Annotated in this window: 12 protein-coding genes; 7 read left to right on the top strand and 5 right to left on the bottom strand. The window is 33.8% G+C overall.

What is annotated here, in order from left to right:
- The first annotated feature begins 116 nt into the window (after positions 1 to 116).
- Positions 117 to 668 (top strand): thioredoxin family protein, encoded by a 552-nt coding sequence (locus tag ACN0WI_RS00800; RefSeq protein WP_417884702.1) that lies wholly within the window; start codon positions 117 to 119, stop codon positions 666 to 668.
- 15 nt (positions 669 to 683) lie between these two features.
- Here the strand turns inward: ACN0WI_RS00800 and ACN0WI_RS00795 are convergent, their stop codons facing one another.
- Positions 684 to 1,196, bottom strand: coding sequence for a hypothetical protein (locus tag ACN0WI_RS00795; RefSeq protein ID WP_417884701.1), 513 nt, complete (start codon positions 1,194 to 1,196; stop codon positions 684 to 686).
- A gap of 201 nt (positions 1,197 to 1,397) precedes the next feature.
- Positions 1,398 to 2,135, bottom strand: a complete 738-nt coding sequence (locus ACN0WI_RS00790; RefSeq protein WP_417884700.1) for a TerB family tellurite resistance protein — start codon at positions 2,133 to 2,135, stop codon at positions 1,398 to 1,400.
- A gap of 184 nt (positions 2,136 to 2,319) precedes the next feature.
- Here ACN0WI_RS00790 and ACN0WI_RS00785 point away from each other — a divergent pair, with 184 nt between their 5' ends.
- The 4 genes from ACN0WI_RS00785 (at position 2,320) to ACN0WI_RS00770 (ending at position 4,661) form a co-directional block, all read left to right on the top strand.
- Positions 2,320 to 2,730, top strand: coding sequence for a BrxA/BrxB family bacilliredoxin (locus tag ACN0WI_RS00785; protein WP_417884699.1), 411 nt, complete (start codon positions 2,320 to 2,322; stop codon positions 2,728 to 2,730).
- A 102-nt stretch (positions 2,731 to 2,832) separates the two neighbouring features.
- Complete coding sequence (locus ACN0WI_RS00780) at positions 2,833 to 3,009, top strand: hypothetical protein (protein WP_417884698.1); 177 nt, start codon at positions 2,833 to 2,835, stop codon at positions 3,007 to 3,009.
- 260 nt (positions 3,010 to 3,269) lie between these two features.
- Positions 3,270 to 4,001, top strand: coding sequence for a lysophospholipid acyltransferase family protein (locus tag ACN0WI_RS00775; protein WP_417884697.1), 732 nt, complete (start codon positions 3,270 to 3,272; stop codon positions 3,999 to 4,001).
- A 3-nt stretch (positions 4,002 to 4,004) separates the two neighbouring features.
- Complete coding sequence (locus ACN0WI_RS00770; protein ID WP_417884696.1) at positions 4,005 to 4,661, top strand: HD domain-containing protein; 657 nt, start codon at positions 4,005 to 4,007, stop codon at positions 4,659 to 4,661.
- Positions 4,662 to 4,794: 133 nt separating this feature from the next.
- Here ACN0WI_RS00770 and ACN0WI_RS00765 read toward each other — a convergent pair whose 3' ends face one another.
- From ACN0WI_RS00765 to ACN0WI_RS00755, 3 genes are all read right to left on the bottom strand, one after another.
- Positions 4,795 to 7,059, bottom strand: coding sequence for a S9 family peptidase (locus tag ACN0WI_RS00765; RefSeq protein ID WP_417884695.1), 2,265 nt, complete (start codon positions 7,057 to 7,059; stop codon positions 4,795 to 4,797).
- Positions 7,060 to 7,156: 97 nt separating this feature from the next.
- Positions 7,157 to 7,948 (bottom strand): Fpg/Nei family DNA glycosylase, encoded by a 792-nt coding sequence (locus tag ACN0WI_RS00760; protein ID WP_417884694.1) that lies wholly within the window; start codon positions 7,946 to 7,948, stop codon positions 7,157 to 7,159.
- Positions 7,949 to 8,218: 270 nt separating this feature from the next.
- Positions 8,219 to 9,295: a PA0069 family radical SAM protein gene (locus ACN0WI_RS00755; protein WP_417884693.1), complete on the bottom strand. Its 1,077-nt coding sequence runs from the start codon at positions 9,293 to 9,295 to the stop codon at positions 8,219 to 8,221.
- Positions 9,296 to 9,462: 167 nt separating this feature from the next.
- On the opposite strand from ACN0WI_RS00755, the gene ACN0WI_RS00750 reads away from it, so the two are divergent.
- The gene (locus ACN0WI_RS00750; RefSeq protein ID WP_417884692.1) at positions 9,463 to 11,862 is read left to right on the top strand and encodes an erythromycin esterase family protein; all 2,400 of its coding nucleotides are present in this window, start codon (positions 9,463 to 9,465) and stop codon (positions 11,860 to 11,862) included.
- The gene (locus ACN0WI_RS00745) at positions 11,855 to 12,649 is read left to right on the top strand and encodes a hypothetical protein (protein WP_417884691.1); all 795 of its coding nucleotides are present in this window, start codon (positions 11,855 to 11,857) and stop codon (positions 12,647 to 12,649) included. Before ACN0WI_RS00750 ends, ACN0WI_RS00745 begins: the two co-directional genes overlap by 8 nt.
- The last annotated feature ends 35 nt before the right edge of the window (positions 12,650 to 12,684 follow it).

The raw sequence follows: 12,684 nt of genomic DNA, 5'->3' as shown, positions 1-12,684 counted from the left end.
CGAAAATTGGTCGTAAAATTGGAAATGAGAGCAGCGAGTTCCTAAAATTTAGCTGCCGAACAAACAATTTAGAGCAAAATTCGTAAGCCTAGACTTTTTTGTTTCTTTTTTTGTCAATGCAAAAAAGAAAAGAAGCAAAACTTATTGGCAATAATGACCGCAAAAGCTATAAACTTAAAATCAAAAATATGATAAAAAACCTCCAAATATTGACTCTAATTTTCATCTTTCCTTCGCTCAGCTTTGGACAAAAAAATGAAGCAATAAACTGGTTAACTTTTGAAAAATTAGAAGATTCCCTCAGCGTAAAACCGAAGAAAACGTTCCTCTACTTTTACGCAGATTGGTGTGTGTACTGCAAAAAAATGGATAGAAATACTTTTAAAAATACTGAAATTATTGAAAAACTAAACACAGATTTCTACGCAGTGAAAATGAATGCGGAAAGTACCGACACCATCTCATTTGAAGGTCAAAAATTCTACAATCAACAAGCAAAAAGCATGCGAAATGGCACTCATCAAATTCCGCTACTATTAGCCAGTCGGAAAAATAAAGCATTCAGTTTACCGGCAATATTGATTTTGGATGAAGAATTTAGGGTCCAAAATCGGCAATTTGAATATTTAACGATTGATAAAATGTTGGAGTTGATTAGCATCCATTAAGCTAAGTGTCTGCAATTATTGGGTTGCTAAAGGTAAAATAACAAGCAGCTCAGTTTCAGAAACCTCCATCTGCTCTAGAGCTTCACCATTTACCGATGCTCCTACTGGAATAACATAAGAATAACAAGGTTCTTTTATTTGTTCTGCCTGAATAACTACCTCAACCGTTTCAAATCCCTCAGCACTAATTTGATATTTAAAAGTTTCCATATTGGTTGGCATAAATACTCCCAGAGAATATTGAACTTCACTATCTATAGAATTAGGTTCTACATTTTCAATTTCGGGTATATAAACAAACCCGTAATTCCCAAAATCTGATTCCACCTTAATAGTCTCTGAATCAATACTTTCGTTTTCAAGAAGATTTTCCCCCGAAGCATCTACCAGTCGTAAATAAAATTGCGGGGAATAATAAGAATCTAGTAATACATTTTTTTCTAGAGAACATTCAATTTCCCCATCATCGTCACCTGCACAACCTACCAGGAACACAACTAAAACTAAAAACCGTAAAGCTACTTTCATAAATACCTATTTTACAAATAGATACCTAAAAAACTAAATGGTTGCGTAGCTATCGAAAATTAATTCGCGTTAGGGATTGCAGTGAAAATCCTTTTGTGAGGTACGAGCAAAAGATTGTAGCGTAAAGCCCGGCCGTAGGCAACGCCCAAAATTTAATTCCTCGAAAATGTGCTACATCAATTAGAAATGGCTCAATGAGCCTTAGAAGCCGCGTTCTTTCTGAATGGTTTCGTAAGCTTCTTGTACTTTATCAAATTTCTCTCGAGCGCCTTTTTTATAGGCTTCATCCATATGTTCTAGCTTATCGGGATGGTATTTTTTCACCATTTTTCGATAGGCTTTTTTTACTTCGGAATCGGAAGCAGATTTATCGATTTCAAGTATTTTATAGGCATTATCGGGAGACTGCTTAAAGAACATGGCCTTTATACTCTCGAAATCTTTTGTTCCAATCCGTAAGTAACTGGCAATTTGCTGAATCATATTAGCTTCAGATGCGCTAACCGAACCATCGGCTTGGGCAATTCCGAATAAAAAATGTGTGATTTGTAAACGAGTTGGATATTGCGTTCGGCTTACTAGATATTGCGAAATTCTTGGAGCTGATAATTCGTGATTTTTTCGAATTTCGTTAAATGTCCTAAATGTAGCATTAGCACGCTCTTTTCCGTAGGCTCTTACAAAATAGGAACGTACGTAATCAAGTTCGGATTGAGATACTTTACCGTCAGCTTTAATTACTAATGCTGATAAGGAGAGTAAATTTAATTCAAAATCTCCCGGAGAAACTGAGGATTGTTGCTTCCCGCCCATCGATTTTAAAATTCCGCCACTACTACGGTTCCAATTATCTAATAACGTACCGATAATGAAACCTAGAATTGCTCCTGGAAAGCGCAAATACATATATCCCAAAACAGCTAAAAGCCACTTTATCATAAATCATCTTGTTTTATGCAAATATAGTATTTACAAAACTAAATGCTTTCTTGTAAGGTGGTTGAAATTTATGCGACCACTATACCTAAATATTGAGTTAAGGAAACTGACTTTCACTCAGCTAAACTTAATTTAATATCTTTGTCATTTAGAAAATGAGTCTAAAACTAATAAATTACAATATATGTATCCAGCAGATTTAGTGAAACCAATGCGAGAAGACTTAACCAGCATCGGTTTTGAAGAATTACATACCGTAGAAGATGTTGAAGCGGCAATGAAAAAAGAAGGAACTACCTTAGTAGTTGTGAATTCTGTATGCGGATGTGCTGCAGCTAATGCGCGACCTGGTGCCAAAATGTCTTTAAAAAACGAAAAAACTCCAGATAATTTATATACTGTTTTTGCAGGTGTAGATCGTGAAGCTACCGATTTAGCTCGTGGCTTTATGGTACCATTCCCACCTTCATCTCCATCAATGGCTTTATTTAAAGATGGTGAATTAGTACATATGTTAGAGCGTCACCATATTGAAGGCCGTCCTGCTGAAATGATTGCAGAGAACCTTACTAGTGCTTATGATGAGTTTTGCTAAGCAATAATCAGCTTAAAATATTGAAAACCGACATCAAAAATGTCGGTTTTTTTATGCTTTCTTTTACGCAACCATCGGCTATTCACTGAGTCTTAGATTTATATGAGAAAGATATTCCCATTAGGACCGATTTTTAGCTTAGTTGCTTGTAAGGATTATGATTTGTCTGAAAAAAAAGCTGAAGCTGAATTTGAAATGAAATTACAAAATCAATTTAATGCTATCGAAAAGCTTCCCAGAACAAGAAACTGCAATTATGATTGTGATTATTTACCATAAGAAAGAAAAACTTGTCCATCAAATAGAATCGTAGTTTTTATTAATTCTATAGATGTTGACTTTTTAAAGTAAAAAATTAAAGAGTATACCCAGCTTGAAGCAGAATATAATAAGGAGTTCAGTATCCCATCAAACTACTCAACAGAAAATCCTCAATTTATTACCGGTTGCCTAGATAGTAAATTTGCTAAGATGATCGAGTAAGAAAACTTCGGTTCATTCGCAGTAAAAACTTATTTTTGTAGTTTTTAAATTGAACAATGAAGAAACTACTTTCATATCCGTTAACGATTATCTTTTATATTTTCTTTTTTTTCAATCTCTTATTATTTCATCCGATCCAATGGATTTGTTTAAAATTAGGAGGTTATGAAGCTCATAAAAAAAGTGTCGATATTTTTAATTTCTTCTTATTACGATGTCTCAACTTGCTGGGAACTCGAATATTTGTAGATAACCCACATACAATTCCAACAGATAGACCTTGTATTTTTGTTTCTAACCATCAGGGTGTTTACGATATTCCTCCTATAATCTGGTATTTAAGAAAACACCATCCAAAATTTGTTAGTAAAAAAGAATTAGGAAAAGGTATTCCTAGTATTTCTTTCAACTTAAGACATGGTGGTTCTGTACTTATCGACCGTAAAAATAGACGAGAAAGCCTATTAAAAATGGCGAAATTTGCCAAGTATTTAAAGGAAACTAATCGATCTGCTGTTATTTTCCCGGAAGGAACGAGAAGTCGTGATGGTCAACCAAAGAAATTTGCAGCTAGCGGAATGCAAATGCTTTTTAAGCAAATGCCAAATGCATTAATAGTACCCATCACCATAAATAATTGCTGGAAACTATTAAAAGATGGTAGTTTCCCTTTATCCATTGGCGTACAATTAAAAATGAAAGTGCACCAACCTATCGAAATAGATTCTACCGACCCGGAAAGCCTGGTGGCCCTTGTAGAACGTACTATTATTGCTGACATTAGATAAAATATGACCGAAAAAGAATTAGTAATTGATAATACTATCGCATTTGTAAAGGAAACACTTATAAATGCCGAAGGTGGTCATGATTGGTTTCATATTCATCGAGTGTTGAACAATGCAAAGCTTATTTCCCAAACCGAAGACGCCGATAATTTTATTGTTCAGCTGGGAGCCTTACTTCACGATATTGCCGATTCTAAATTTCATAACGGAGATGAGACCATCGGGCCAAAAATAGCTACTGAATTTTTAGAATCTCAGCATGTTTCTCCAGATGTTATCGAACATGTGGTAAAAATTATTCAAAATATCTCCTTTAAAGGCGGAAATACGGAGCAACAATTTCATTCTGCAGAACTGGATATCGTTCAGGATGCCGATCGTTTAGATGCACTTGGTGCCATTGGTATTGCCAGGACTTTTAATTATGGTGGCTTTAAAAATAGAGCGCTTTACGATCCTGAAATCGAACCAAAACTAAATATAACCAAAGAAGAATATAAAGCCTCTAATACACCTACAATCAATCATTTTTACGAAAAATTATTATTGCTCAAAGATCGAATGAATACCGAAACAGGTGCTAAAATTGCACAAAAACGCCATGAATTTATGGAGCAGTTTTTAAACCAGTTTTATGCGGAATGGAATGGAGAAGCATAACTTATTAAATGATTCATTCGGCTATTAGCTTATAGTATTTTATCTTACAAAAAAGCCTCACAGTAAATTTGTGAGGCTTTTAATTTCTACTCATATCTAACTTCTAATAGCGAAGCGATCTAAATTCTAAACTTTAATTCTTCAAGTGTTCAGCGAAAAAGCCCATCATTGCTCTATATAAATCTAATCGATTCTCTTCTTTAGCAAAACCGTGACCTTCGTCGTATTTTACCATATAAGGCACTTCTACACCTTTAGATCGAAGGGTTTCTACAATCTGGTCGGCTTCATTAATATTCACTCTCGGATCGTTAGCACCTTGAACGACAAATAGCGGATTTTTAATTTTATCGACATGTAATGCCGGAGAAATTTCATCCATAATTACCTTTTCTTCAGGGATTCCTGGATTATACCATATCTTATATAACAACTCACGATATTTTTCCCAGTAAGGCGGAATAGTTTCCATAAAAGTATTCAGGTTACTTACCCCTACATAATCTACTCCACAAGCATATTTTCCCGGAGTTTTTGTCATTCCACGTAGTACAGCATATCCACCATGGCTGCCTCCGTAAATAGCAACACGGTCTTTATCTACATAACCTTGTTCGATTACATAATCTACTCCATCTTCAACATCGTCCATGGCTTTTCGACCAATTTCACCAAAACCTGCTTTCAGAAATTCTTTCCCATAACCTCCAGAAATTCTAAAGTTTACGTGCAAAGTGGCATAGCCTCTACTGGCAAATAATTGTGCTTCCGGATTAAAGCCCCAGCTATCGCGAATTCCTTGTGGACCACCATGCGGATTTACAACTAAAGGAACACGTTTACCTTCCTCATAATTATGAGGCAAAGTGATATAACCATGTAAAGTTAGCCCGTCTCTACTTTTGAAAGTAATCGGCTTCATACTGGCCATATCTTCAGCTTTAAGATGTGGCAATAACTTATACAATAAGCTTACAGTATCTTTTTCTACATCGTACAAATAGTATTCTCCTACAATCTTGTCACTAGTTACGGCAATCATATATTTCGATTCATCATCGGTTCTACCTACCGTAAAAAATTGCTTTTCACCAAATTCTTTCTCTAATCGATTATAGATTTTTTTATAGGTATCACTCACCGGAATTATTTTTGTTTTCTCTCCGGTATACGAAAAATAGTCGATTTCATAATTTCGTTTTCTAGAAAGAGACATGCCGGAAACATCGAATGTGTCATTGCTAAAGACCGTTTTAATCTTCTTATTCTTTTTTAAATCATAAAGTTGAATTTCTGTTTTATCACCTTCAAGATTAGAAACTACATAGGCTTCATCTGGATTGTCTGAATTTGGGTTAAAAGAATAAATCCCAAAATTATCTCCAAATTCGGTTAATTTTACTTGTTTGAATTCTCCGTCGATCTTATATGATACTTCAGTATTCACTCCATCAACAATATGGCTGATAGCTCTCAAATTACCTTTACGATCAAAATCGTAACCAGCTACCGGCGGCTCTCCTTCTTTAACAGTATATAACTTAGTTACTTCACCTGTATTAATATTTAAAAGATAAGGCTCTTCTTGTTTCAGATTATCTTTATTCATCTGCACAATAACATGGTCTTTATCTTCTTTTAAAGATTCTAAAATACTGACACGAACACCATCAAAAGGCGTAAGTTCTTTATCATTTTCACCATTAAGATCTACACCGTACACGTGATAATTTTCATCGCCTCCTTTATCTTGTACATATAGAATACGATTGTTGTTAGCCCAGTCGAAACCTCGAATCAAATCCTCTTCCTGCTTTTTTAAGAGGCTTTCTTCTTTTGTTTCCGTATCCATTATATACAAATCGCGTTCTCCGGAATCTCTACGCTTCATATATGCGATATGATTCCCGTCGGGAGACAGCTGAAACCCATAAGTTTGCGGAGTTTGAAAATAGTCTTCTACAGAATATTTATAATCTCCCGTTTCTTGAGCTGCAAGTTTTTTTAATTCTTCTTCGCTAGATGGTAATGTAATATTTCCTGGTCTTTTCTTCACAGTTTTCTTTAAATTTAAAGGCAAATTTTGCCCCATTTGCTCATAATTTCCTTCAATATTATCACCGGCCACTTTTCCGGTAAATGTCATTTTCATTTTTGCCGACTTGATCGTCAACGAATCGTTTTGCAAAATTACCGAATCCATTTCGATTCCTGAAGCGCCCTGGGCGGGAACATCTAAAGTGGCGGTATAGCCGTCTTCCGTCGGGCTAATATTAAAAATAAGCTCCAATTGCATTCCTTGAACTGCCAACTCTCCGCTATAAGAACCTTCCAATTTTTGCGCGTGTATTGAAATACTTAAAATTAATAGAAGTAAGCTTGTAATTACTGTTTTCATATTTATGGTTTTAGATAAAGGGGTTTGAAATATTGGTAACACAAAACTGATTTTGTTACATCTTAGCCCTTTTTTTATGAAAACATAAAAAGTATTCTCACCTATCAAGCTGTTGGCACTTGGAACAGAAATAAGTAGTTCTACCTGAAACTTTGGTTTGTTCGATTTTACCATTATTTCTTGGGCAATCGGCGCCTTCGCCTTCTTTTCGAATTCGGGTTAGGTAAGATTCAGGCACTCGTTTTCCTTCAATTCGTGCTTCTTTCACCACTTCTAAAATATCTTTAATTTTATCGAAAATTGATTTTAGCTGTTTTTCACTTAATTTATTCACTTTTGTTTTCGGGTGAATTTTTGTTTGAAACAACACCTCATCAGCATACATATTACCGATACCCGCAATTAAGCTTTGATTCATCAACAAACCCTTTATCGTGCCAGTTCTACCCTCGCAGATTTTTAAAAATTGATTTTCTGTTATTTCCAAAGCATCAACTCCAAGATTATGAGATTGCTGAAATTCTTCGATACTTTCTGCTAAATGAAGTTTGGCAAATTTTCGCGGACAGGTAAATGCCAATTTGGAATGATCTTCAAAAATTAATTTTAATTGCGTGTATTTTGGAGTATCGTCGTGTTGATAATAATCAAGTTTCCCCGTCATTCCAAAATGCATTACCAGCACTCCGTTTTTCTTTAGATTCAGAAATAAATATTTTCCTATTCGCGAAGTGGATTCAAATTCATTGTCTTTGAGGATCTTTTCAAAATCGAATTTATCTGACTGATATATTTTCTTATCACCGGTTTCAACCTCAATGATCTTTTTGTGCAAGATCGTCGCGTCAGCATATTTTTTCTGGTAAGCAACTTCTGGTAATTCTGGCATTGTGCTTTGGTTTAAGATTTAAGGTTTTTAGCCTCGATAAAGCTCGGCATTTTTTAGAATTCGATAGTTTTAGCTCATTGATTCTAATCTTTTCTTTTTTCTATATGCATTCCTCTCCCTTCGGTCGTCGGATGCAAAAAAAAGAAACAAAAAACTCTAGGCTTACTAACCTCATTCAAAATTGAGCATTTAAAATTCAGAATAAGGCTTGTCTCTTTTCTTTAAAATTATAAACCCTAAAACCATAATTCGCTAAATTCCTGCTAAAGTTTAAAACAACTTCATCTGTCCATCTTTATAATCTTCATGTAAATCGCAATTTAATCCCTCACGTTGGCGATCTTTTAAATATAAATTTCTGGCAATTTTAAACTGTTGTTTTACTTGATCGGCAAACTCACCTTCGCCCTTCATTCGAGTTCCAAATCTGCTGTCATTTAAACTTCCGCCGTGAATATTTTCAATTTGATTAAGCACCTTCTCTGCCCTATCCGGCATAGTTTTCTTTATCCAATCAGTAAAAATTCCCCCAATGGCACCATTCAATCTTACAATAGTATACCCCACACTAAGCGCTCCACGATTGGCTATTTCTTTAACCAATGGCATAATTTCATGACTGTTTACGGAAGGAATTATTGGTGCCATCATTACATTTACGGGAATTCCTCTTGCTGAAAGTTTTTCTACGGTTTCTAATCGTTTTTTAATACTCGCCGTACGCGGTTCTAAAATTCGGCGTGTTTCTTCTTGTAAGCTGGTGATGGAAATATTTACATGAATTAAATGATCTTTATTCAATTCTTCTAAAATATCTAAATCGCGAAGTACCAACGCATTTTTAGTGATGATCCCTACCGGATGACGGTATTTCAAAAAAGTTTGTAGTAGTTTTCTAGTAATTTCTAACTTCTTTTCTACTGGTTGGTAACAATCTGTATTTCCAGATAAAACTATAGGAACTGCCTGCCATTTTTTACTAAGAAGCTTTTTTTCGAGCAATTCTACTGCGTTTCTTTTAACCAGAATTTTCTGTTCAAAATCCAATCCAGCGCTGAAACCCCAATATTCATGAGAATTCCTTGCATAACAATAAATACAACCATGTTCACAACCCTGATAAGGATTGAGGGAAAATTCCATTCCCACATCTGGGCTTGCTACTTTATTTACGATGGTTTTGGGAAACGTATCGATGATCGTTGTTTTACTTTCTTGAAAATCATCACCTTCAGCAGCACAGTAATTTAAAAAATCATCTCGAAATTCATGATTATGCGCATCAAATCGATTAGCCACATTGCTTTGTGCTCCTCTACCTTTTATATACTCATTTGAAATTGACATATTTCAAAATTATGGAATTTTTCCATTATTTTGGATTTTATCCTCTTTTTAAAACATAATTAATAATTTATATTCTTAAGCGTTAACTCAAATATTTCAATTATCAGGCAACCTTTCTTAGAAAATATGCGTCTTAATTAATAGAAACCATCATCAACCAAATTTACATGAATAGAATAGTAACCTTAGCTTTTTTTCTACTATCGTTTATTACAAATGCTCAGCAACTAGAAACAATTCCACTTTCTTCTCCTGAAAGTGAAAATTATAAAGATTTAGAATTTCTGAAAAATCAAATCCAACAAAAAAATGTCGTTATGATGGGCGAACAAACCCATATGTACGCGAATATTTTTGAAATGAAAATTCGGATTATCGAATATCTGCATCAGGAATTAGGTTTTAACACCATTGCTATAGAATCTCCCATGTATGATATCTGGAAAATGAACCAAACAGGATTTGAACCCTATACGTTTAACAAAGCCATATTTGGAGTTTGGGGAAATAATGAAGAATTTCAGCGGCTGGTAAATTATATTGAAACGAATGACCTTAAAGTTATTGGGTTTGATTCTCAGGTAATAAACACCTCAAATTTTACTGACGATTTTTTTGATTTCATTGAAGAAAACAATCTCCGTTTAAAACATGATGAGAATGATTTAGGAATTATAATCGAAGGAATTTTAGAAAATTTAACTTTCGATGATTCAGACCTAAATTTTAGCCAGTTTAAAAAAGAAATTGAATCTATAATTCGGCAAATTGAAAAACGACCAAACACTGAAACAAACTATTATTGGAGGCAATTCACTAAAAGCATTTTAGCTTCAGCAAACGACGTTTACGAAAATGCGGAGCCTATCTTAAGCGAAGATTTTGCAAATAAACAGCATAATTTTAGAGATGCTCAAATGGCTGATAATTTAATTTCTTATGTTGAAAGAAACCCTAAAGAAAAAATTATAGTTTGGGCCGATAATATTCATATTATGCTAGATAATTCATCCATAAATCAACCGATAATTGGAGGGTTTATTTCCGCAGGAAATTATATCAAGGAAAAACTTCAGGATAACGTATATAGCTTGGCAACCATTCATGCTAACGACTCTCTATATGATTATGGAAGAAGAAAATGGGAAAAAACACCTATTAAAACTGGCTCTTTTGAGGATATTATTCTTAAAAAAGAAGCTGATTATTTGTTTATAGATGCGCATCAAAAAGCAATGGATAATTCTTACGATTCTCGGTTATTAAGTTTTATAAATTTTTATAACCTTCGATTAAATGAATTTCATGATAGCTATATATTCTTTAAACAAGCAAGCTTACCTAAAAGCGAAAAGAAAGCAATAACTGAGGCTAAAGAAGATACTATAACAGAAAATAAAATCGCTTCGCCGAAGGCTGAAAAAGAAAAGTCTGGTAGAATCATCAGATTAAAAGGAAAACTTATAGACGCTGCCAATAACGAACCGGTAGCTTTTGCGAATTTGATTATGAAGGATGAGCAAATTTATAGAGTTGCCGATGAAAACGGCCATTTTGAGCTTACAATTAACGATAGAATGTTTAAGGAATCTTCCGTCGAAATTTCTTCAATAGGATATGAAAGCAAAACAATTTCGCTTAATAATTTACCAAAAGAAATATCACTTAATCCTAGTTTTGAGAGTTTGGCTGAAGTTGTAATTTCGGCACATCTTACTCCAATTTCGGTATTAAAAAAAGCAGTTAAAGCAAAGTATAAGAATCATTCGAAAGATGACTTTAATTATCAACGCTATAGCCATATTATACTCAATACTAAAGATACTACTTTTATTGATTTAGACCTGATTACGAAGAATTATGATAACGGTTTTAAATCTGAATATGTGACTGATAAACGAGTAGAACAAATACGCTGGAATAAAAATCTGGTAGGTAACGCTTATAAAAATACAAGACAATTCTTTGGTTATCGCGAAGATCCTATTCGTTACGCCAATATTTTACATAAACGAAAATATAAAAAGTTCGATCTAGAATTTGTAAGCTCAGGATTACCGGAGGATAAAGGCAATTATATTATTGCATTCAAAACCAGCCGAAATAAATGGAATTATACCAATAGAGGCTATCCTACTTCATATTCCGGCAAAGTATATATTGATAAAGCTAGTTTTGCCATCACTAAGGTGGTGGAAAACTGGGAAACCCATTTAGATGAAAAAGAAGTTGAAAAGCACTATTCTGATAGGAGAGATTACCAAAAAGAAAGAAGCCTTATTATAAAGGAAGAAAATATAGCTTATTATAATAAAATCTATAATGGCAAATATTATCCATCTAGGTATTTTAGAAGAGCATACAAGGAAGGAGAATATAAAAATGGCAAAAAAGTCAATAATGTTTTCGAAATAAACTCTTATCTATACGATTATGAATTTGAGGATGTAGAGGAAATAAAATATGAACATTTTGGAGAGGAAAATGAAACGCTTTTAAACCATGTAGAATATAATCCTGAATTTTGGAATGATTTTAATCTTAATATAAATCAGCAAAATGACTAAAACCAGCTTAATTATTAGCCTTTTGATTTCTTTCAGTGGAATATGCCAACAATATGACGGCGTTGAAATCGAAAAATCCAAAATCGATAAAAACAATACGATTTACACATTAGGAAAACAGTTTGTTTTCAACATAAATATTGAAAATAATGGAGAAGTTCTTTATATCAAAAATAACGAAGATAATTCAATTCAACTCACTAAAAATTGTGATTCAGCAGCGATAACTGAAGTTCATTTAACAGTTATCAAACCAAAATTGTTTCAAAGAACAAATAAACATCAAACTGAAATTTATTATAGTTACGAGCCTAATCCTACTTCAATTTCAGCGACAGGAATTGTAGAAAATCAGAAGAATATTTGGTTGCACCCTCCTAGAAACGGATTTTTCAAAGCGCTGGAAACTTGTCCTTTTCCATATATCGTAAAAAATAAACCTGTAGGTTTTCAATGGAAAGACAGCATGAGTATAGGTAAACACTGGGGAAATAAACTATGGGGAGAATGGAATGATCGTTTGCTACTAAATTATAAATATGAAATTACTGAAACTGAAATTTTAAATACTCCATTTGGGGAAATAGAATGTTCAGTGATAAATGCAATTGCAACTTCAGAAATAGGCCAATCGCGGTTAAAAGCTTACTATTCAGAAGATTTTGGGTTCGTGGCACTACACTATACTTTATTTAGTGGAATAGAAATAGATTTAAAGTTGGATAAAATCATTGAAGGGTCTATTTTGAGAAGTGCCAGAGATTTTTTTGAAAATAGGTATCAGTAATATAAAAGTCTACTTAAATATAAAAACTTGTGGCG

It is taken from the genome of Zunongwangia sp., assembly GCF_048269745.1.
GTDB lineage: Bacteria > Bacteroidota > Bacteroidia > Flavobacteriales > Flavobacteriaceae > Zunongwangia.
Note: the sequence above shows the minus strand (reverse complement) of the source record. Positions and strands in the feature narration are given on the sequence as shown.

What these genes read in the sequence shown, in the direction of transcription:
- ACN0WI_RS00790 (WP_417884700.1), bottom strand. Translation starts at nt 2,135, where the DNA reads ATGATAAAGTGGCTTTTAGCTGTTTTGGGATATATGTATTTGCGCTTT.
- ACN0WI_RS00760 (WP_417884694.1), bottom strand. Translation starts at nt 7,948, where the DNA reads ATGCCAGAATTACCAGAAGTTGCTTACCAGAAAAAATATGCTGACGCG.
- ACN0WI_RS00795 (WP_417884701.1), bottom strand. Translation starts at nt 1,196, where the DNA reads ATGAAAGTAGCTTTACGGTTTTTAGTTTTAGTTGTGTTCCTGGTAGGT.
- ACN0WI_RS00780 (WP_417884698.1), top strand. Translation starts at nt 2,833, where the DNA reads ATGAGAAAGATATTCCCATTAGGACCGATTTTTAGCTTAGTTGCTTGT.
- ACN0WI_RS00800 (WP_417884702.1), top strand. Translation starts at nt 117, where the DNA reads ATGCAAAAAAGAAAAGAAGCAAAACTTATTGGCAATAATGACCGCAAA.
- ACN0WI_RS00775 (WP_417884697.1), top strand. Translation starts at nt 3,270, where the DNA reads ATGAAGAAACTACTTTCATATCCGTTAACGATTATCTTTTATATTTTC.
- ACN0WI_RS00770 (WP_417884696.1), top strand. Translation starts at nt 4,005, where the DNA reads ATGACCGAAAAAGAATTAGTAATTGATAATACTATCGCATTTGTAAAG.
- ACN0WI_RS00785 (WP_417884699.1), top strand. Translation starts at nt 2,320, where the DNA reads ATGTATCCAGCAGATTTAGTGAAACCAATGCGAGAAGACTTAACCAGC.
- ACN0WI_RS00750 (WP_417884692.1), top strand. Translation starts at nt 9,463, where the DNA reads ATGAATAGAATAGTAACCTTAGCTTTTTTTCTACTATCGTTTATTACA.
- ACN0WI_RS00755 (WP_417884693.1), bottom strand. Translation starts at nt 9,295, where the DNA reads ATGTCAATTTCAAATGAGTATATAAAAGGTAGAGGAGCACAAAGCAAT.
- ACN0WI_RS00765 (WP_417884695.1), bottom strand. Translation starts at nt 7,059, where the DNA reads ATGAAAACAGTAATTACAAGCTTACTTCTATTAATTTTAAGTATTTCA.
- ACN0WI_RS00745 (WP_417884691.1), top strand. Translation starts at nt 11,855, where the DNA reads ATGACTAAAACCAGCTTAATTATTAGCCTTTTGATTTCTTTCAGTGGA.